The organism is Acinetobacter sp. WCHAc060025 (assembly GCF_004209355.1).
GTDB lineage: Bacteria > Pseudomonadota > Gammaproteobacteria > Pseudomonadales > Moraxellaceae > Acinetobacter > Acinetobacter wuhouensis.
In genome coordinates this window covers 1-19,393 of record NZ_SGSX01000010.1, presented here as the reverse complement: position 1 = coordinate 19,393, position 19,393 = coordinate 1, and the positions used below count along the sequence as shown (strand labels likewise).

Below are 19,393 nucleotides of genomic sequence, written 5' to 3'. Positions count from 1 at the left end.
TTTTTTGAGAATCCATATAGGAAATATGGATTCTATAGGTGAATTTTAGCTAAAACGACGGAATGCTTTTTTCAGAAACGTTTACTGAATATCCCACACTGTATTTTCATCAGAGTGTTGATAATGTTCTTCGATATGGATTTTTATCCTTAGTGCCAGAGGATCGTCTTCTAAGATTTGACTATGCCCATGTAAAAGTTTTAGTTCGCTATTTTTACGACTTTTACTTGGTGGTTTTTCATGGTAGTTCTGGCATTTTTTATACCAGTGGTTGGTTTCTAAATAATATTTTTTGACTCTTAGCTTTTCTAAGGCTAGATCGAGGTTGTTATCTTCAACAATAACGTGTATAGACATGATTTGCGTTTTAGAGACTGACACCTGTCTATGGTTTTGAGTTGTATAATAAAATTAGCAGAGGATGATTTAAAATTCAAGATTGAATTAAAAGTATGCTTCTTTGTTAAATACTTGGGAAAATTACTTCTCCCAAGGTTTTCCTGAATCAATCAGTGTTAAATCACCATCAGCATTGAGTTCATAGCGATCAAAATCATTTGCCACAAAGAACTGACCTCGATAATGCTGAGCAATTTCATCATGAATCGTTTGAATGCCTTGCTCATCGTGATAACGTGGGCTGAGATGCGTCGCAATCAAATGTGGTAATTTCACCGATTCAACAAACTCAGCCACCATTTTCGCTGAACTGTGCATTGGTCCCGCGCCCACTTTATCCAATACAGCTTGGGTGTAGGTGGTTTCATGAATCAGTAAATCCGCATTTTTACATTGTTGTGCCAATAAATTTGGCTGATCATTATCACCACCGACAATGGCATAAACTTGTTGTGTAGTTTCAATGACTAAGTCTTGATTGAAAATGGTTCGCCCATTCCATTCAATATTCTGACCTTGTTGTACGTCGCCCCAAAGTTTTCCTTTAGGAATTTCAAGTTGAGCTAGTTTTTCAACATTTAACTTACGTTGAGTTTGAATCGCTTTAATTCCAAAAGCATAGCTTTCGACACGATGACTGAGTTGAATGGGTTCAATGGAAATACTTTCATTCAATTCATAAGGTTGAGTGAGTGCATTTACATCTAAAAACTCAATCGGATAAGGTAGAAATAACTCAGTGAATTGGCAAGTTGCATCAAACCATTGCTGAATTTCTTTCGGTGCAATGATGATCATAGGTTCTTTACGACCATTCATGCCTGCACTGGCAAGTAAGCCCATCAAACCATAACAATGATCGCCGTGAACGTGAGTAATGCAAATGGCTTTTAGATGTTGTAAGGATAATTTAGCCTGTTGAATACGATGTTGCGTACCTTCTCCAGCATCCACAAGAATCCAATCTTTGCTTTTATTTAAATGAATCGCTAAGCCAGACACATTACGTGTAAGTGAGGGTACGCCTGAGGATGTCCCTAAAAATGTAAACTGTAACATTGAGGATAAAACCTAATAAATTTTACTATGATTATTGTGTGCGAAAATCAAAATTGAACCATCAAGGAAGTGTCGAATCAGACGGTGATGGGGAAAATAAGAAAGGAGAAATTTTCACATAGGCGAAAGTATAACATGCTTCAATGCTAAAGCATCAGCAATATGGATTTGAAATCAGGTAGAATGAAATAAACAACACAATATCAGGCTTATGATGTCAAATGATATAATGATTTCTTTAGAAAAAGCACAGACATTATTATTGGATTTACTTGATCAGCAAGATTATTTCAATGTTGAACTGATGGATCAAATTCAACGTTTAGTGATAGGGCATGATCATTATTTTGAAGTGCAGTGTTGGCAAGATTTGTTAAAGCAAGATACCGCTATACAAAAACATTTTACGGATTTTTTAAACTTTTATTTGGAAACTTTTCCAAAAATTCAGCAAGGCTTTGAGCAAAGTATGACTGTGCAAATGCAGAAATTTGACACGGCACTGCGAAAATATCAAATCAATTTGATGGCGAATGATCAAACTGAAATCTGGAATCAATTACAGTCAGATTCAGAAATGGCTTCGATTTTTCAAGAGCAATCAGGACAGCAACAATTAATATACTTAAACTATTGGTTACAGGCATTTAGCCCATTTGCAGAACATAATGTGAGTTTGTTTTGGCAAGTATTTCAAACATATCCAATGGAAACATTTGACTTGTTACTGCAATTGCCTAAATCGTACTTAAAAGCAGAAAATATAGAAATTTTCTATCAATTATTTAAAGATGAAAAATTAGGTTTTGCAATTTCTGGTGTTCGTCCTACACAGTATATTCAATATTTTTATGATCAATTTCCAGAATTTTTAATGGAAATTCCAGAGCGTTTTGGGCAAACATCTTCTGATCATTTAAAGGAAAAATTAGTCGGTTGTTTATCTGACCGTCCTGTACTTCTGCCTGAATCTTTACAGCAATTTATTCTAGATACTTTCATTGAGTATGCTAAGCACCCGAATCAAAGCATATTTAATATGAGTTTAGATGCTTTAGCACAATGTAAAACAATCATTATTCCCGCCGAAGTGATTCAAAATTTAAAAGATTTATTACATGATGATGAGGTCTGGTTTCGACCTATGTCAGCTATGCGAGCATTGCATGGTATAGGTGTGCAAGAGCAATGGTTTAAAGATCATTTACTTAATGCTTTAGATCAACCCTATGGTTGTGATGATGAATCTCCACAAAATACCAGTATAGATTTATTGGTACAGTTGAAAGAAAATGGTTTATATGTTACTGATAAAATTACACAATTATTAAATGAAGCAATTTTAGAAAATGATCAAGATGCCATTAAAAATCTAAGTGTATATTTAGAAGCCTATCCACAATTGGCAAATCATTATCAACCGATATTGTGGCAATGGATTGAATCTCTAAGTCAGCAAGCTGAAGACGAATGTTGGCTTAATGGTAAAATTTTAAAGACATTTTTGCAATTGAGTGAATGGGCAAAATGGCAACCGAATGCTCAGCAATGGCAAAGTTTAGAGATTGTTTTACATGAGGTTTTAGAGTATTTGTCAGCTGAAGATCGTGGAGAGTATTTTGAATTATTAACACAAAATTTAAAGCTAGATCAGAAGATCATTCAGGATTTAAAACATTGGTGTGTGGCTAAAGATCAAGAAAATCATGGAGAAAATTAGGAGAATTAAACTCACAAAGTTGCAAATAAAATTTTTTTTAAATAGGATTGGCTATATTAAAACGATTGAAACTATAAAATTTTATAGAAAATATGCAAAAACCTAAAAAAACGATCGTCATTGGCTTTGTTGGTTCAACGCTTGATCAAGGTAAAAAAGAGGAGCGTTGGCAACGTTGGCGACCAACTTTAAGTCTATTGATGCACGAAGACTTATTGGTTGATGAATTGGTTTTACTGCATGATCGTCGTAGTCTGAGTTTGATTGAGCATTTACAACGTGATGCTTCGCAGATTTCACCACATACACAAATTAAGGGCCATCAAGTCAATATTCGTGATCCGTGGGATTTTTCCGATATGTATGGCGCATTGTATGACTTTGTAAAATCCTATCCATTTGATACAGAAAAAAATAATTACTATCTGCATATCACCACAGGTACACATGTTGCACAAATTTGTTGGTATTTACTGATTGATGCACATTATTTACCTGCTAAATTGATTCAAAGTTCGCCCGCAGGTAAGCAACAGCCCGAAGGTGAATATCGCATTATTGATTTGGATTTATCCCGTTATGCAGCTTTAACACAGCGTTTTGAAAATGAACAATCTGCCAATTGGCAACAACTCAAAGCCAATATTGCCACGAAAAATAAAAACTTTAATCAACTGATTCAAGAAGTTGAGTTGGTTGCAACACGTTCCACAGCGCCAATTTTAATTATGGGTGCAACAGGGGTGGGGAAATCACATTTAGCCAAACAAATTTATCAACTGAAAAAAGAGAAATTTCATTTAGAAGGACGTTTGGTCGATGTGAATTGTGCGACTTTATGCGGTGATGGCGCAATGTCAGCGTTGTTTGGACATATCAAAGGTTCATTTACAGGTGCAGCCAATGCCCGTACAGGCTACTTAAAAAGTGCCGATGGCGGGATTTTATTTTTAGATGAAATTGGCGAATTGGGGCTCGATGAACAAGCCATGTTACTCAAGGCTTTGGAAGATAAATCCTTTTTTCCTGTTGGCGCAGACAAAGAAGTTCAGGCGGATTTTCAACTGATTGCAGGAACCAATAAGGATTTACGAACAGAAGTGCAGGCGGGACGTTTTCGGGAAGATTTGTGGGCACGTTTAAATACTTGGACTTTCTTTTTGCCTGATTTAAAACATCGCCGTGAAGATATAGCCCCAAATATTGAGTTTGAGTTACAGCGTTTTGCCATGCAACAACAGCGCCAATTGCGTTTTCATAGTGATGCTTTGGAAAAATATTTAAATTTTTCGCAATCTTCAGAAGCGACGTGGCAGGGTAATTTTCGTGATTTAACCGCAAGTGTAACCCGAATGGCGACTTTGGCGAATGGCGAACGAATTGGTTTACTTGAGGTTGAAGCAGAGATAAAACGCCTACAACGCTTATGGCAATTGAAGACTGAACCTGAAAAAGTCTCCAATTTAACCACATTATTCAGTACAGAACAGTTGGCGGAAATCGATGAATTTGATCGAATTCAGCTTGAGGGGGTGATTAGTGTTTGTCAGCAGTCAAAATCAATGGCAGATGCAGGCAGACGTTTATTTGCCATTTCCCGTGAACAACGCCAAAGTACCAATGACTCAGATCGGGTCAAAAAGTATTTGGCGAAGTTTGGTTTAACGTGGGCGGATATTGGTTAAACCTTGAATTTAAGGCACCAAAAGAAAACGAGAGATTGCGATACGCAATTGTTTCAAATAACCGGTAAAGAAGTGATTTGCACCTGGTAACACTGTGATGATATGACGTTGTGGTTTCGCCCATTCCAACACATCACACAGTTTAGTCGTTGGATCAGCTTCGCCATGTACAAACAAAATATCCCCTTTGATTGCAGGGGTTTCATAATGACGAACACCATCGACAGTCGCTGTGGGTAAGCCACATAAGATCACTTGTTTCGGTTTAATTTCATCAGGCAAGTGATAATAGGCTTTCGCCATGACATGCGCGCCAAAACTGAATCCACCGACATAGAAAGGTAGACTTTTGTGTAATTGCCGAACATGTTTGATGACAGTTAAAATATCGTCAGTTTCGCCAAAGCCTTCATCGTGAACACCTTCACTTTGACCTGAGCCACGGAAACTTGGACGATAAACGATACAACCCTGTTCATTCAGGATTTGTGCGAGTAAAGCTGGAACTTTATGTTGAGGAGTACCACCTTGTAATGGATGGGGGTGACTAACGACAGCAAATCCTTTTACTTCGCCTACAGGGTAATCAACAAATACTTCGATTTTGCCGACCACGCCTTGAATGAACATTTGTTCGGACATAATTTAAACGATCAGAGCAGGGAAGTGATATAGTTTAGCGATTTTGTTCACAGAAAACACGAATTGGATTTAAAATAATCCGACTGTTATAGTTTGATTAGTTATTTTTTGATCAGGAAAACCATGCTCGCCTTAATTTCCCCTGCTAAGACGCTCGATTACGAAACTGCACTTCCGACTGATATACATACTTTACCAAGACTACTCGACCAATCTCAACAGCTTATAGACCTAAGTCGTAAACTTTCAGCGTCAGAAATTGCAAAATTGATGATGGTGAGCGAAAAAATTGCCAATCTGAATGTGGAACGTTTTCGTGACTGGAATGCTGATTTTAGTTTTGCCAATGCACGTCAGGCGATTTTTGCCTTTAAAGGCGATGTTTATACGGGTTTAGATGCGTATAGTCTGTCTGAAGATGATTTGCAATTCGCCCAAAATCATTTGCGTAGTTTGTCAGGATTGTATGGTTTATTACGTCCATTAGATTTGATGATGCCGTATCGTTTGGAAATGGGTATTCGTCTGAAAAATGATCGTGGTACAAATCTTTATGATTTTTGGGAAGATCGAATTACCAATTTAATTAACCAAGATTTAGAACAAGCGGGTTCAAAAGTACTGGTGAATATTGCGTCTGATGAATATTATAAGTCAGTCAAAGAAGCCAAAATTAATGCAGAAATGATCAAACCTGTATTCTTGGATCAGAAAAATGGCAAATATAAAGTCATCAGTTTCTATGCCAAAAAAGCGCGTGGTTTAATGGCACGTTATATCATTCAAAATAAATTGGAAAAGTTAGATGATTTAAAATCATTTAATACTGATGGTTATTATTTTGATGCGGAAAGCTCAATTCAAGGTGAATTGGTGTTTAAACGTGATGAGCAAGTGGCTTAACTAAATGAATTAAAATAAATAAGGATTGTGTTCAATGCAAAATTTTACCGATCAATTTCTGCAATATTGGGCGCAATTCTCAGCTGAATTAAATATTCCTAAGAACCAGTCTGAATCATTATTTTCGATACTTTCATTCTCTTATTCACAAAATTATTATCATACACATCAGCATATTATTGAATGTCTTGAATTATTTCACCAAATTAAAGACCGATTAGAAGATCCAATCGCTATTGAATTGGCAATTTGGTTTCATGATGTGGTTTACAATCCCCAAGCCTCAGACAATGAAGAACAAAGTACAAAACTCATGCAAAAGCATTGCGTGGGTATACTTAAAAAAGAAAAGCTAGAAAAAGTTGCGCAATGGATTATTGCCACAAAGAAACATCAACCCTCAAAAGATCATGATTTAAATTATTTACTGGATATAGACCTCGCAATTTTAGGTAGTTCACCACAACGTTTTGCTGAATATGAACAACAGATTCAACAAGAATATTCATGGGTTGAGTCTGAAATGTATAAGATAAAAAGGGCAGAGGTTTTAAAGCATTTTTATCAGATGAAGCCTTTGTATCAAACTGAATATTTTAGAGATTTGTTGGAAGAACATGCGAAAAGAAATCTTTCTTTAATCGGCTAATTCATTGATAAGCAGGTCACACGTGAATATTAGATTAGATTTTTGAATTTCGCTGACAGATTTTGACGTCGATGTAGGTTACTATTCCAAGTTCATCATAGTACAGCTCAAATACACAGCTAAGATTCTAAAAAGTCGCTACGATTCTCAGCTATAATCAATCCACATTAAAATTTTTGGATGATACTATGCGCGGTCTTTACCTCATCACCAACGATGACCCTTTAGAATTATTACTGGCAAAATTGGAAGGGGCAATGGCAAATGGCGGCATCGCTGTGTTGCAATATCGTCGTAAAAAAGTCGCAAAAGAAGATCAAATTTACGAAGTGGAATATATGAAAGCCATGTGTGCAGAATATGGCGTGCCATTCGTAATTAACGATGATCTTGAAATGGCAGTCAAATATGGCGTTGGTGTACACTTAGGACAAGGTGATGGCTCTATTGTTGAAGCTGTAGCACAATTACCAAATAATGTTTTGATTGGATGTAGTTGTAATAATTCTTTGGAATTGGCTGAACAAGCGATTGCAGATGGTGCAAATTACGTGGCGTTTGGTGCAATCTATGCAACAGATACTAAACCAGAAGCAGGGAATATTGGTTTAGAAACTTTAAAACAAGCCAAAGCTCAACTTAACGTACCGATTTGTGCAATTGGTGGCTTAACTGTTGAAAATTCAAAAATTGTGATTGAGTCGGGTGCAGATTATTGTGCTGTGATTAGTGATATATTAGGTCGTCCAATGAATGCCATTCCTGAACGTTTGGATGAATGGTCTGCGCTTTTTGATACTACAGCATAAATATGTATTGGGTATTATCGTAATAGTATTAAAGTTTTTGGTTGAATTTTAGAAAGGGTAAATTTATGAGCTTATCTCCAAAGCAAGAGCAATTGTTTAAACAAGCCAGCAAACATATTCCAGGTGGTGTGAATTCACCTGTACGTGCGTTTAATGGTGTGGGTGGTACGCCAGTATTTATCGAAAAAGCCAAAGGGGCTTATTTATACGATGTCGATGGTAAACGCTATGTCGACTATGTCGGTTCTTGGGGACCAATGATCTTAGGTCATGCACATCCTGAAATTATCAAAGCAGTTCAAGAAGCAGCAGTGGATGGCTTGAGTTTTGGTGCGCCAACAGTTCACGAAACCACTTTAGCGGACATTATCTGTGAAATTGTACCCTCTATTGAATTGGTTCGTATGACCAACTCAGGTACTGAAGCAACCATGACCGCGATTCGTTTGGCACGTGGTTATACTGGTCGTGACATGATCGTGAAATTTGAAGGCTGTTATCACGGTCATTCAGATTCACTTTTAGTCAAAGCAGGTTCAGGCATGTTGACCATGGGCGAGCCAACCTCTAAAGGTGTACCTGCGGATTTTGCGAAGCATACATTAACTTTGCCATATAACGATATTGACGCTGTAAAAGCATGTTTTGCTAAGTTTGGTAATGAAATTGCAGGTGTGATTGTTGAACCTGTTGCTGGCAATATGAACCTTGTAAAACCAATCCAAGGTTTTTTAGAAACAATTCGTGAGCAATGTGATCAATATAAATCAGTGTTTATTATTGATGAAGTGATGACAGGTTTCCGTGTTGCATTGGGCGGTGCGCAAGCGTATTACAATGTAAAACCTGATTTGACTACATTAGGTAAAATCATCGGTGCAGGGCTTCCAGTCGGTGCATTTGGTGGTAAACGTGAAATTATGGAATGTATCGCGCCTTTAGGTGGTGTATACCAAGCAGGGACTTTGTCGGGTAATCCATTGGCAATGCGTGCAGGGATCAAAATGTTTGAAACCTTGCGTCAACCTAACTTTTATACAGATTTATCAGCAACATTAGATAAATTGCTAAAAGGTTTACAAGCTGCTGCAGATGAAGCGGGTATTCCATTTTTCACGCAACAAGCGGGTGGTTTGTTTGGGATTTATTTTACAGATCAAACTGAAATTACCAGTTTCGACCATATCTTGAAATGTGATGTTGACGCATTCCGTAAATTCTTCCACGGTATGTTGCAACGTGGTGTAAACCTTGCACCATCTGCATTTGAAGCAGGCTTCATTTCGGCTGCCCATAGTGATGAAGATATTCAGTTCACCATTGATATGGCAAAAGAAGTTTTTGCGGAAATGAAATAAAAGTCTACTGATTTTGATCATCACTCCATTTAAAATGAGCTCGTAGTTCGCTACGGGCTTTTTTATTGCAAATAGGATTTTGAGAATGCAAACCAAACATTATTTAACGCTATCTGATGCTGAATTTTTGTTAAATCAGGCGCATCAATATGCTGTAGATCATGCGTTTAATGTCAGTATTTGTATTGTCGATGAAACAGGCAATTTATTAGCGATGAAGCGTATGGATGGGGCTTCGCCCATGACTGCAAATTTGGCTGTAGAAAAAGCCAGATGTTCTGCGATCAGTCGTCGTCCATCAGCTGTGTTTGAAAATTTGATTAAAAATGGTCAAATGGGTTTTCTCACTATGGATACTTTTTCAGGTATGTTGGAAGGTGGTGAACCGATTTTGTATGACGGACAATTGATTGGTGCTGTAGGTGTTTCAGGTGTGAAATCTTTTCAGGATGCAGAGATTGCTCAATTTGCAATTGAAAATTTTTTAGCGCAGTTTGTATAAAGTTACTGATTTTTGATTTAAAGACAGCAAAATTGGATTAAGATCAGCTTTCGATCATTCTATGATATGAAATAAAACAATGAAAACACCACTGATCCGTTCGAAAAAACTGAGTGATTTAAACAGTTGTAATATTTGGCTGAAAATGGAATCTGCACAAGTCACAGGTTCTTTCAAAGAAAGAAGTATTGGTCAAGCATGTCAAAAGTATGCTCAGCAAGGTGCAAAAAAGTTTATTAGTTCATCGGGCGGGAATGCAGGAATTTCAGTTGCGTATATGGGCAATATGCTCAAGATTCCTGTCACAGTAGTTGTCCCTAAAACGACATCGCAACAAGCCATTGATTTGATGCGACAAGAAAATGCTGAGGTAATTGTGCATGGCGATTCTTGGGTGGACGCAAATGATCTTGCCTTAAGCTTTGTCAATTCAGAAGCAATTTATATTCATCCTTTTGATCATCCATATTTGTGGGAAGGCGTTGCTAAAATCATAGATGAAGTAATCGAAGATGGTGTCCAACCTGATGCTGTGATTTTATCAGTCGGTGGTGGGAGTTTATTGTCTGGCATTAGCCAAGGTTTAAAAAAACATGGATTAGATGTGCCAATTTATGCGGTTGAAACTGAGGGAACAGCATCACTGAATACCGCGATGAAAGCCAAACAACATATTCAACTCAATCAGGTCACAGGCATTGCCACGACGCTAGCTGCAAAACAAGTCTGCGCAAATGCTTTTCATATTTCTCAAAATGAGCAAATCGTGGGTTTAACTGTTTCAGATCAAGAAGCACTTTCGGCATGTTTTAACTTTTTGGACGATCATAGAACCTTGGTTGAACCTGCTTGTGGAGCGACATTATCGGTGTTGTATGATCAGAAGATTGACTTTGAACCTACTGCAAATGTTTTGGTGATCGTGTGTGGTGGGGCATCCATTGGTTTGCAGAAACTTCTACAATTTGCAGAAGATTTAGCGGTGTAAATGTATACAGAAATTATATGCTAACTTTAAGCATTTATTTTTAAAAACAAAGCTCATATTAAAAATACAATAAGTTAAGTTTTGTGCGCTTAACTTATTGAAAATAAATTATAAGCGATAGAACTGTTTGGCATTATGATGGAATACTTTTTCTAAAGCCATTTCATCATATTGCTGCACAATATCACTAAAGGCATCAATGATATTGACCAGACTGGTATTGACACGATCCATAGGAAAGTTTGAGGCAAACATGACACGATATGTCCCAAAACTTTCTAAGGCATGCAAAATCAGTGGAGAAACAAGGTCAATAATTTGCTGTTTTGAAGCCAATTGTTTCTTTTTATAAAATTGATGCCCCAAAACTGGCATAAATAAGCCTGACATTTTCGTATAGACATTCGGACATGTCGATAATTCAGCAATATAGTCTTGCCATTGGTAAAAAATATTTTCACGCGCCGTTTGAGTGAGCCCAGTATTTTGCCCCACTTTTCCAAATAATCCTGCTGGCGTACCCAAATGATCTAACACAATGGATGTTTCAGGAAATCTTTTTGCTAGCGCAATCACATCTGGAATTTGTTGTGAATAGACCCATGCATCAAAGTTGAGATTGTGTTGTGCGAGTTGCTCAAAACCTTTTAGAAATTTTTTATCGGTATATAAACTTGGGTTTTCTGTCCAATTGTGAATGCCTTTATCTTCATGATATGAAGCCATCCGACGTATACCACGCAAATGCGGTGAGGCTTTTTGATGTAATTTGAGGATCTTTTTAAAATTACTGTCACAAGGATCAGCTGTTGCAACAATCCCACCGAGTTTTACTGTGTCTTCACCAAACGGAAGTGATTCAATAAATTCTGTTTCTCCTACAACACCTTTACCTTTATGTTTCGCCCAACTGGCTTCGATATGAACCACTTGCTCCACATGATATTGTCCAAGATCATTTTTATAATCTTGAGGTAAATAAGGGCGAGTAATATGCGAGGTCAACCCAATGGTTTCAATCAAATCTTTAGATTTGACTAAACGAACCATTTTATCCAATAGATAAGGACGTTTACCTAAAAGTTTGACCGCAAGTGCGGCTGCATGTGGGGTATTGTAGGGATCCCATTGATGAATATGTGGGTCAATAATGGCGAAGTCTAATTTTTGCATATAACGTCCAAATTGTTATTTCTTATCAATTAAATACAATACCTTATTTTTATAAATTGTGAATGTAGTGAGTTGTTAAATTTTATGCATTATCTTTTTTACTGATGTTACATAGTGACATCAGAACATTTTTGCTTCTGAATAAAATTGGATACGCGGTAACGTCATCCGCAACGTGTTTGAGGCAGGACTACATTTATAAGTTAATGTTTCTGTGATATATCAATTAAAAGATGGTAGTTGACGAGTTTTGCGGATGACAATGGTTTTGCCTACTTTTTCCGAAAAAAAAGTAGGGCGAGCCGCAGGCTAACCCTGAAATTAAAAGTTTAGATGTAAGACTCCGCCGAGTATCTTCTAAATCAGTTTTAAAGGTGAATTGTTTTTAAAGTACGTAACATCAGTTATTTATATTGAAATAAAAATACGCGCGATCTTATTCAGACAGCGCGTATTTTAAAACTATGACTTTGATTTAAATCAATCAGTGTTTATGGTCATCGTGATCATGCTTGTGAGTATGAAAATCTTCATTTTTACGGAAACGTAAATAGTTTTCAAACTGTTCACAATATTCGTCGTAGTTATCTTCAAGCATCATTTGAAATTGCTGTAATACATAAGACATCACTTGTTCTTTGGCATCACGCATTTCATCGCCATCTTTAAAGGTGTTAGCAGCAACCCAAGTATTAAAACGTGCAGTTGCAAATAACATCGCGGCACTGACTTGACCACGTAATTCTTCAGGGTTTGGCTGTTGCCCTTTTGGTGGACGGCAAAATTCGTTGGCTTGTTTGATAAATTCATCAGCACGCTCAAAAAAAACAGCATTTAAAGCTTCTTCTTCGGTGACATCAGTAGCATCGATTTTTTGAGACATGACTTTTCCACATAGCGTATTTCATTGGTTGGGTATTATAGGCAATCTATGCCTGACAATCCATTAACTAAAAGACTGCTTTACGTCCTCATCATCTTCCGTTTTTGGGAAATATGTTTCAAAATTATCCGCATATTCATCCAGATTATTTTCCAGCATGCTTTTAAATTGTTCCATGTAATAATCTAAAATGACTTGGCGATCTTTGATAAAATCAGAAGCTTCACGATATGAACACGCTGCATTCCAGACACTATAACGTGCATTTGCAAACATGAATGATGCACTTACTTTTCCAGGTTCAGCAGTCAAATGTGTCACTTGATGAGTAGAATCAGCAAAGTTATTCGCTACAGCAATGAATTCATCTGCACGCTCGAAAAATTGATCTTCAGCTTCAGCATTTTCACTATCTTCATATAAATCATCATTATTAGACATCATATTTCCTTAAAGAGATGTTGTTTCAATACGTTGACTATAGCATACTCAAAATAGCCTAAGCATTATAATTACTTAAGGAGTAAATCATGCAGGATGCGATTGCCATACAAAGTCTAAAAAGTGATATTGCTTTATTACGACAAAATATTTGGCCGCCTGCAAATTTAGCCCATGTTGAAGGTTTACCGATTTATTATGGTTCAAAATCAGAGGTAGATACTTATTATCGACAATGGATAGGTCTGATTGAAAGGGCGCAAGAATTGTTTCAACCTTTTATGGAAGACGAAGTCTTGGATGCGATTCAGCTACCGAGCCATTTAAATTTACCATTGTTCTTTTTTCATGTAGATCGTATTCGTATCAATAAAACACGGGCAAAAGAGTCGAAAACGTTTCGTGGAATTGCATCACTGATTGAAAAGTGTGGTCAATTTGAACCTGAACAAATTTTGAAAATGACCCATTGGCTGAATAGTGATGATACAGCTGCATTGGTTGCGCATCGTGAATTTATTGATTTAAGAACTTATATTTTTCAACATGGTGCGAGTGAATATACCCGTACTCGTTTTTATGTGAATGGTTTGATTTTAAGTACAGAAAAAGATTTTGAATTGGTTGATGCACGAGATAAGCCACGTAAACAACGCAATGATAGTTATAGTGATCCACTCGCGGATAATGACGTTTGGAAAGTTTTTGGGAAATATCGGTAAAATTGCTGTGAATAAACAGGCAGATTTAGCTGGCAAGCGTGATATTAAAAAGGTCAGATTGAGAAATTTAATCTGACCTTTACACTGTGTGTTTAAAATTTCAAATAATTGCTTTCGATTGTTTCTGAAGCAACCTCATTATAAAATTCACAATTATTGTATTTTAAATGCTCTAGATCTTTTTTGAATTTTACTTTTTCATCTTCATCAAAAGATTCAACAATGCTCTCAAGACTGTTAATTTTGTCATTAATATTATAATAGATTCCACCTCTAAAATACTCAACAAAGCGGCGAACGCCGTTATACTCAATAATACCGTAGTCTGATATATAGTTATTATCTTTTTCAAAAAAGCCTGTGATATTGAACATATTCACGATGAAAGATGTTGGTGAGTTTTTTAATTCACTCCAACTTTCAATATCATATTCATATGTAGATGTTTGGCTTAGCAAACTAATATCTGTGCGAATAAATGGAATATTAGATTCTTCAGTAATGACGCTAAAACACTTCGATCCAGCTGGAAAGGTGGTTTCATTTTGCCTTTTGAACCAATTGTACATGGCTGTACCAACTATACTATTGACCCATTTCCAATCTTGATAACTGGTCATGATATTGAATTGTTCATTAAATACATTATTGAGTACTTTTTGTCCTGATATATCTATGGTTCTAATCTTTTTTGTGAAAAATAAATCAGCTGTATTTAACTGAGTTGTATATGGTGTATACGTAATTTCTGTATCAGATTTCTTTAAAATATTGCCAATTTGAGTGCCATATTTTGTCGAAGTTTGATTGTTATGATAAATACCCATTGGGCTAAAATATAATGGATCTAATGGTTTGTATAATGATTCAGCTGTATTTATTATTTGGTTATATACGTTTCCATTTTCAATGGTCAAAGTTTCTTTTTGAAAACTAACACTATCAAAACCAGTCGCTGTATAGTTGCTCCATGTTCCATTATTGTTTTGTGGAGTTGTATTTACAGGTGCTTGTTGCGGTTCTATAGAAGCTTGCGCTTGGTTAGCAGCTAAGTTTTGATTATCATTGTTTGGATTGTTGGATCCTGAACCTCCACCACCGCCACAAGCTGTAAGTGTTAAACAAGATACGATGATGGAAGATAATATTTTAACATTCATGGTGTCACCAATTATTTTAATAGTGTGATGTAATTCTCGTAATAAAAAATACACTAGAATTTTGAGAACACAATATTAATGTGATGGGTGTCACATTATTTTGTTTTAGCTAAAATAAAGAAAAAATAAAGAATAAGGAAGATTTTTTCATTTCCATTAATTTTTTTCTAGTTAAAGTTTATTGTTGTTAAGTTGCTCTAAATTTAAACACGGAATTATGAGTGAATTTGATTTTGTAAAATTATGTTATTGTTAAGTATTGGTAATTTATTTAATTAACAGAATTGAATTAAAGATGGTTGATTTGTAGAAATTACCGTAGGGAAAATATTGTTGTTTAATATAAATCTCTAGGTATGAAATACCTAGAGATTTATAGTCATTTGATTTAAAAATTATTTGAAATTACTGATTGTAGTACGAATTGCTTTTGATGCAGTTTCATTAAATAATAAACATGTGTTTTTATAAGCATCTATATAGTCATCGGCAATTTCTTTATTTTGTCCAGTATAATTATTTGCATCTTGCTTTAAATCATCAATGAATTCTGCAAGGCTAAACTCTAAACCTTTAGAGTAATAATTTCCTGAGAAAAATTTGCTCTGATATTGTGCATAAGTATCAGCGTCTTCATATTGATAAGTAATATATGCAACTGTGTCTTTAAATATTTTTTTATCTGTATCGCTCGTTTTAGCAGCTTCTCTTTCCCAAATTTTTTGTACATTTTTATCATTTTCAGTGTCTAACTGAAGTTCAATGTATTCTTGAGTGTTTTCAATTGTATCAAGTCGTAAACAGGTTGAACCTTCTGGAAATCGAGTTGCATTATTTGTCGTATAGAAGCGTTTTAATGTATTACTGATTGGATATGTGTTAGTTAAATTATTTCTAATTGCCCATGCATCTTGTGGATTAATGACTTCATTAAATGGCTTACCACTAATATCAATTGATTTGTAACTATGAATAAATTGTAGTCCTGATGAATTAGTTTTTGAATATGGTGTAAGCGTCCATTTGTTATTATCAATTTTTGCAGTACCAATATAGGTGCCGTATTCAGCATGTACATCGCCATCTTCATACACACCATTCTGAGTAATGATAATGCTATGACCTAAATCATCTTCATTTAGGGTATTGGTATTCTTTGCATAGTATTTACCATCTTTAATAGTAATGTGGTCTTCGTCAGAACCTAAAACGCCATCATCTGAATCAGAATAGATTTGATCAATAAAAAAGCTAGACCATGATTGGTCAGAAGTGGTACTCGGATTTTGTCCATTATCTGTGGGATTATTATTGTCTGGAGTTCCATTCACATTCGTATTAGATGAATCTGAACCTCCACCGCCACATGCCGTGAGTAATAGTGATGATAAAACTGCAAAAGAAAGTGCTTTAATTTTCATGATTGACCCTAAATTTTAATAAAGTAGTATAAAAAACACTTTGTAATAATAGGTATTTTTTTATTTTTTGCAATATTGTTTAAACAATAGTCTATGAATGATTCTGCTAGGCAAGACTTCTAAGGCTATATCAACTTATTTTTTCATACTCAAATAGTCGTTGTGTTGTAAGTTACGCAACGACATTTGTAGGTATTCATTTGAGTTTAGCTATTGAAGATAGACATGTTAACTTCTATTTTGACACAAAATTCATTCATTAAATTAAAGTGCTAATGGTTCTAAGCCTTTTACAATATCGTTAAATTCAGAGCCATTTAGCCAAAAGGATTTCTTTAAAAACAAGGTAGTCATAATACTTTCAGCATCGTCGCTGTTGGTATTTTCACAGAACAAACCATACTGACTGCCTAGGACGTTATTGTTTTCGATCAGGCGGATATAGTACGCATGTTGTTCATCTGCATAACCAAGAATTGCATCACGTTGAGTCGCCATTTTTATGTCTCCACATAGAAAATCATTCAATTAAGTGCATATTGTGACCAGAGAACTTATTCATAGAGATCAATACATTAGTAGAAAATTTTAGTTGGATTTTTCATTCTAAGTTATTGATTTATGATAAGTATATTGAATATCTTCTGACTTCCATGTACAACAAGATGGTTCAAAACTGATCGATAGCGTTATTGTTATGCAAAAATAAATTTACGTCAACTTGAATTTGTAACTTTTTCGAGTTATATTGATTTTACTGGTTTTATATAGCATACAGGATAAAAAATGACTAAAAAAGTGGAGTTTGAGCATGGAGGTGCTAGGGCAAATGCAGGGCGAAAGGCGCAGTTCAATGAGCCGACGAAAGTTATTCGTGTACCTGAATCTCAAGCTGATTTTATCAAAAATTGGTTACTCAAAAATTTCAAAAATGCACAACAGAGTGACTTGTCTACCTCATTGAATATTCAAACTGTACAAGCAAAAAATGATAAAATTTATCAAATTCCCTTAGCAACAGAGCGTGTTGCAGCAGGGATGCCAGTTGCTGTTCAAGATACGATAGAACAGTCTTTGGACATGAATGAATATTTAATTCGCAATGAAAACTCAACATTTATTGTCAAAGCCAATTCGTTGTCTATGCTAGATGTAGGCATTGATATTGAAGATCCTTTGGTTGTTGATCGGAGTATTTCTGCAAAATCTGGCGATATTATCATTGCACGAATAGACAATGATTTTACGGTGAAACGTTTGATGATCGATAAACAGTTTGATCCACCAAAAGTATGGCTCAAAGCTGAAAATCCTGATTTTAAAAATATTTATATAGAAGAAGGGCAAGAGTTTGAGATCTGGGGTGTTGTGACCTACAACTTAAAACCGATGCGCTAAATATTTCTATTTCATGGTTTTATCTTAATATTATTCTTTGATGATTCACGTTGATTATATTTTTTGTAGTCACTTTTTTAGTTTTATGTGCTGATTAACTGTGCCTAGTACGTCATTATTTGTCGTGTTCGGTGTTTTTCAGCCTAGTTTTCATCTCTATCTTAAATATAATAGATACTATAAACACGATGAGATCTAAGAATGAAAGATTTAAATAAGATACGCGAAACTTTAAAAAATATTCAAAATCGACAAAATAAGAATCAAGCCATTTTTTTAATTGGCATGGTAGATTTAAATGATTTAGATATTTCATGGCTAATTGATGAAAACTATATTGAAATTGATGATGCAATTTCTTATTTAGATAATAAGGATATTATTTTTATTAAAGATATAACTTTTAAGGGTAAGAAACTTTTATATCAGCTAAGTATTTAATTGATTGAAAATTTTTTTAAAACAAAAATTTATTTTTTATCATAAGGTTAAGTGAAGATACTAATGAATTAAGTCGGTTTGAAATAACAAAAAAATGCTTTATTTGATCCAAACCAATTTTGATCAATTGATTTGGATTTTTATTTAAATTAATCAAACATCATTATAGACCGTTTTTTAAATGCACTTTAAGTAGCAATTGCTTGTTTATTTTCTAATCTCACGTTAAATATAGATTGATAAAATTCGAAAATAAAAGGATTTAGAGTGAAAAGACCAAAGCACATTCACAAATCGGAATGGAACGCGCGTTGTCAGTTGGCTGCACTGTATCGTTTGATTGCTTATTATAAAATGACGGATTTAATTGATACACACATTAGTCTGCGTGTTCCGGATGAACCCAATCATTTTTTGATTAATTGTTATGGTGTAACTTTTGATCAGATGACAGCATCAGATTTGGTTAAAATTGATCATGAAGGAAAGATCGTTGCAGACTATGATCAAGGGAAAATGGTCAATGTCGCAGGTTTTGTGATTCATTCTGCATTGCATCATGCGAATGAAAATATTCACTGTGTAATACATACTCATACCGCAGATGGGATTGCAGTTTCTGCTCAGGAGAAAGGTTTACTCCCTTTATCACAACATGCGCTCAAGTTTTATAATAATATCGCGTACCATGAGTATGAGGGGATTGCATTTTCTACCGAAGAGCGTGAGCGATTGGTGAATGATTTAGGCACACATCGTTGTATGATTTTGCGTAATCACGGGTTGTTGGCGACAGGGGACTCAATCGCACGAGCATTTCATGAGATTTATTTTTTGGAGCGAGCTTGCCAGATTCAAATCAAAGCAATGAGTAGTACTAAATTGCATTACCCAAATAAAGAAGTGTGTGAATATACGCTAAAACAATTTGAAAGTGATGCTGCGGAACCTATTATTCATGCTGCTTGGAATGCAGCTTTATCACTCATTAAAGATCAAAAGAAAGATTATTGTTCTTGATTCATTTTTCAGAACTTCGT

The 19,393-nt window shown here is 35.3% G+C and carries 21 protein-coding genes; 12 read left to right on the top strand and 9 right to left on the bottom strand.

From position 1 onward, the window contains the following. Nucleotides 1-81 precede the first annotated feature (81 nt). The gene (locus tag EXE09_RS09790) at nucleotides 82-357 is read right to left on the bottom strand and encodes a hypothetical protein (RefSeq protein WP_130117142.1); all 276 of its coding nucleotides are present in this window, start codon (nucleotides 355-357) and stop codon (nucleotides 82-84) included. A 123-nt stretch (nucleotides 358-480) separates the two neighbouring features. Further along, nucleotides 481-1,458, bottom strand: coding sequence for a ribonuclease Z (locus EXE09_RS09785; RefSeq protein WP_130117141.1), 978 nt, complete (start codon nucleotides 1,456-1,458; stop codon nucleotides 481-483). A gap of 214 nt (nucleotides 1,459-1,672) precedes the next feature. Here EXE09_RS09785 and EXE09_RS09780 point away from each other — a divergent pair, with 214 nt between their 5' ends. After that, entirely contained in the window at nucleotides 1,673-3,178 is a 1,506-nt protein-coding gene (locus EXE09_RS09780; RefSeq protein ID WP_130117140.1) for a hypothetical protein, read from the top strand. Between the two features lie 92 nt (nucleotides 3,179-3,270). Further along, entirely contained in the window at nucleotides 3,271-4,863 is a 1,593-nt protein-coding gene (gene rtcR / locus EXE09_RS09775; RefSeq protein WP_130117139.1) for an RNA repair transcriptional activator RtcR, read from the top strand. Nucleotides 4,864-4,872: 9 nt separating this feature from the next. Here rtcR and EXE09_RS09770 read toward each other — a convergent pair whose 3' ends face one another. After that, nucleotides 4,873-5,505 carry an alpha/beta hydrolase gene (locus EXE09_RS09770; protein ID WP_130117138.1) on the bottom strand — a complete coding sequence of 211 codons (633 nt, stop codon included), beginning with the start codon at nucleotides 5,503-5,505 and terminating at the stop codon, nucleotides 4,873-4,875. Nucleotides 5,506-5,628: 123 nt separating this feature from the next. Between EXE09_RS09770 and yaaA the strand changes: the two genes are divergently transcribed. The 6 genes from yaaA to EXE09_RS09740 all read left to right on the top strand — a co-directional run bounded on the left by yaaA (nucleotide 5,629) and on the right by EXE09_RS09740 (nucleotide 10,714). After that, on the top strand, nucleotides 5,629-6,408 hold the full coding sequence (gene yaaA / locus EXE09_RS09765) for a peroxide stress protein YaaA (protein WP_130117137.1): 780 nt from the start codon (nucleotides 5,629-5,631) through the stop codon (nucleotides 6,406-6,408). A gap of 34 nt (nucleotides 6,409-6,442) precedes the next feature. Next, the gene (locus EXE09_RS09760) at nucleotides 6,443-7,057 is read left to right on the top strand and encodes a metal-dependent hydrolase (RefSeq protein ID WP_130117136.1); all 615 of its coding nucleotides are present in this window, start codon (nucleotides 6,443-6,445) and stop codon (nucleotides 7,055-7,057) included. A gap of 188 nt (nucleotides 7,058-7,245) precedes the next feature. Then, on the top strand, nucleotides 7,246-7,866 hold the full coding sequence (gene thiE, locus EXE09_RS09755) for a thiamine phosphate synthase (protein WP_130117135.1): 621 nt from the start codon (nucleotides 7,246-7,248) through the stop codon (nucleotides 7,864-7,866). A 65-nt stretch (nucleotides 7,867-7,931) separates the two neighbouring features. Next, complete coding sequence (gene hemL, locus EXE09_RS09750; protein WP_130117134.1) at nucleotides 7,932-9,224, top strand: glutamate-1-semialdehyde 2,1-aminomutase; 1,293 nt, start codon at nucleotides 7,932-7,934, stop codon at nucleotides 9,222-9,224. Between the two features lie 85 nt (nucleotides 9,225-9,309). After that, the gene (locus tag EXE09_RS09745) at nucleotides 9,310-9,726 is read left to right on the top strand and encodes a GlcG/HbpS family heme-binding protein (protein WP_130117133.1); all 417 of its coding nucleotides are present in this window, start codon (nucleotides 9,310-9,312) and stop codon (nucleotides 9,724-9,726) included. Nucleotides 9,727-9,805: 79 nt separating this feature from the next. Next, nucleotides 9,806-10,714 carry a pyridoxal-phosphate dependent enzyme gene (locus EXE09_RS09740; RefSeq protein WP_130117132.1) on the top strand — a complete coding sequence of 303 codons (909 nt, stop codon included), beginning with the start codon at nucleotides 9,806-9,808 and terminating at the stop codon, nucleotides 10,712-10,714. Nucleotides 10,715-10,822: 108 nt separating this feature from the next. Here EXE09_RS09740 and EXE09_RS09735 read toward each other — a convergent pair whose 3' ends face one another. From EXE09_RS09735 to EXE09_RS09725, 3 genes are all read right to left on the bottom strand, one after another. Continuing rightward, nucleotides 10,823-11,887, bottom strand: coding sequence for an amidohydrolase family protein (locus EXE09_RS09735; RefSeq protein WP_130117131.1), 1,065 nt, complete (start codon nucleotides 11,885-11,887; stop codon nucleotides 10,823-10,825). Nucleotides 11,888-12,371: 484 nt separating this feature from the next. Then, nucleotides 12,372-12,770, bottom strand: coding sequence for a DUF3144 domain-containing protein (locus tag EXE09_RS09730; RefSeq protein WP_087553988.1), 399 nt, complete (start codon nucleotides 12,768-12,770; stop codon nucleotides 12,372-12,374). Nucleotides 12,771-12,833: 63 nt separating this feature from the next. Further along, the gene (locus EXE09_RS09725; protein WP_068972830.1) at nucleotides 12,834-13,211 is read right to left on the bottom strand and encodes a DUF3144 domain-containing protein; all 378 of its coding nucleotides are present in this window, start codon (nucleotides 13,209-13,211) and stop codon (nucleotides 12,834-12,836) included. 89 nt (nucleotides 13,212-13,300) lie between these two features. On the opposite strand from EXE09_RS09725, the gene EXE09_RS09720 reads away from it, so the two are divergent. Further along, complete coding sequence (locus tag EXE09_RS09720; protein ID WP_130117130.1) at nucleotides 13,301-13,933, top strand: hypothetical protein; 633 nt, start codon at nucleotides 13,301-13,303, stop codon at nucleotides 13,931-13,933. 92 nt (nucleotides 13,934-14,025) lie between these two features. Here EXE09_RS09720 and EXE09_RS09715 read toward each other — a convergent pair whose 3' ends face one another. The 3 genes from EXE09_RS09715 to EXE09_RS09705 form a co-directional block, all read right to left on the bottom strand. Then, a complete protein-coding gene (locus EXE09_RS09715; protein ID WP_130117129.1) occupies nucleotides 14,026-15,093 on the bottom strand; it encodes a hypothetical protein in 1,068 nt (355 codons plus the stop codon). A 395-nt stretch (nucleotides 15,094-15,488) separates the two neighbouring features. Then, nucleotides 15,489-16,514, bottom strand: a complete 1,026-nt coding sequence (locus EXE09_RS09710; RefSeq protein ID WP_130117128.1) for a hypothetical protein — start codon at nucleotides 16,512-16,514, stop codon at nucleotides 15,489-15,491. Nucleotides 16,515-16,778: 264 nt separating this feature from the next. Continuing rightward, entirely contained in the window at nucleotides 16,779-17,012 is a 234-nt protein-coding gene (locus EXE09_RS09705) for a hypothetical protein (RefSeq protein WP_068972834.1), read from the bottom strand. Nucleotides 17,013-17,300: 288 nt separating this feature from the next. On the opposite strand from EXE09_RS09705, the gene EXE09_RS09700 reads away from it, so the two are divergent. The 3 genes from EXE09_RS09700 (at nucleotide 17,301) to EXE09_RS09690 (ending at nucleotide 19,373) form a co-directional block, all read left to right on the top strand. Then, nucleotides 17,301-17,912 (top strand): LexA family protein, encoded by a 612-nt coding sequence (locus EXE09_RS09700; protein ID WP_130117127.1) that lies wholly within the window; start codon nucleotides 17,301-17,303, stop codon nucleotides 17,910-17,912. Nucleotides 17,913-18,113: 201 nt separating this feature from the next. Continuing rightward, a complete protein-coding gene (locus EXE09_RS09695) occupies nucleotides 18,114-18,353 on the top strand; it encodes a hypothetical protein (RefSeq protein ID WP_130117126.1) in 240 nt (79 codons plus the stop codon). Between the two features lie 267 nt (nucleotides 18,354-18,620). Further along, nucleotides 18,621-19,373 carry a class II aldolase/adducin family protein gene (locus EXE09_RS09690; RefSeq protein WP_130117125.1) on the top strand — a complete coding sequence of 251 codons (753 nt, stop codon included), beginning with the start codon at nucleotides 18,621-18,623 and terminating at the stop codon, nucleotides 19,371-19,373. Nucleotides 19,374-19,393 lie beyond the last annotated feature (20 nt).

Coding starts and splice junctions, on each gene's coding strand:
- EXE09_RS09745 (WP_130117133.1), top strand. CDS start 9,310: ATGCAAACCAAACATTATTTAACGCTATCTGATGCTGAATTTTTGTTA.
- EXE09_RS09790 (WP_130117142.1), bottom strand. CDS start 357: ATGTCTATACACGTTATTGTTGAAGATAACAACCTCGATCTAGCCTTA.
- EXE09_RS09760 (WP_130117136.1), top strand. CDS start 6,443: ATGCAAAATTTTACCGATCAATTTCTGCAATATTGGGCGCAATTCTCA.
- EXE09_RS09695 (WP_130117126.1), top strand. CDS start 18,114: ATGAAAGATTTAAATAAGATACGCGAAACTTTAAAAAATATTCAAAAT.
- rtcR (WP_130117139.1), top strand. CDS start 3,271: ATGCAAAAACCTAAAAAAACGATCGTCATTGGCTTTGTTGGTTCAACG.
- hemL (WP_130117134.1), top strand. CDS start 7,932: ATGAGCTTATCTCCAAAGCAAGAGCAATTGTTTAAACAAGCCAGCAAA.
- EXE09_RS09740 (WP_130117132.1), top strand. CDS start 9,806: ATGAAAACACCACTGATCCGTTCGAAAAAACTGAGTGATTTAAACAGT.
- EXE09_RS09780 (WP_130117140.1), top strand. CDS start 1,673: ATGTCAAATGATATAATGATTTCTTTAGAAAAAGCACAGACATTATTA.
- EXE09_RS09725 (WP_068972830.1), bottom strand. CDS start 13,211: ATGTCTAATAATGATGATTTATATGAAGATAGTGAAAATGCTGAAGCT.
- EXE09_RS09700 (WP_130117127.1), top strand. CDS start 17,301: ATGACTAAAAAAGTGGAGTTTGAGCATGGAGGTGCTAGGGCAAATGCA.
- EXE09_RS09785 (WP_130117141.1), bottom strand. CDS start 1,458: ATGTTACAGTTTACATTTTTAGGGACATCCTCAGGCGTACCCTCACTT.
- EXE09_RS09730 (WP_087553988.1), bottom strand. CDS start 12,770: ATGTCTCAAAAAATCGATGCTACTGATGTCACCGAAGAAGAAGCTTTA.
- EXE09_RS09720 (WP_130117130.1), top strand. CDS start 13,301: ATGCAGGATGCGATTGCCATACAAAGTCTAAAAAGTGATATTGCTTTA.
- EXE09_RS09715 (WP_130117129.1), bottom strand. CDS start 15,093: ATGAATGTTAAAATATTATCTTCCATCATCGTATCTTGTTTAACACTT.
- EXE09_RS09770 (WP_130117138.1), bottom strand. CDS start 5,505: ATGTCCGAACAAATGTTCATTCAAGGCGTGGTCGGCAAAATCGAAGTA.
- EXE09_RS09710 (WP_130117128.1), bottom strand. CDS start 16,514: ATGAAAATTAAAGCACTTTCTTTTGCAGTTTTATCATCACTATTACTC.
- EXE09_RS09705 (WP_068972834.1), bottom strand. CDS start 17,012: ATGGCGACTCAACGTGATGCAATTCTTGGTTATGCAGATGAACAACAT.
- yaaA (WP_130117137.1), top strand. CDS start 5,629: ATGCTCGCCTTAATTTCCCCTGCTAAGACGCTCGATTACGAAACTGCA.
- thiE (WP_130117135.1), top strand. CDS start 7,246: ATGCGCGGTCTTTACCTCATCACCAACGATGACCCTTTAGAATTATTA.
- EXE09_RS09735 (WP_130117131.1), bottom strand. CDS start 11,887: ATGCAAAAATTAGACTTCGCCATTATTGACCCACATATTCATCAATGG.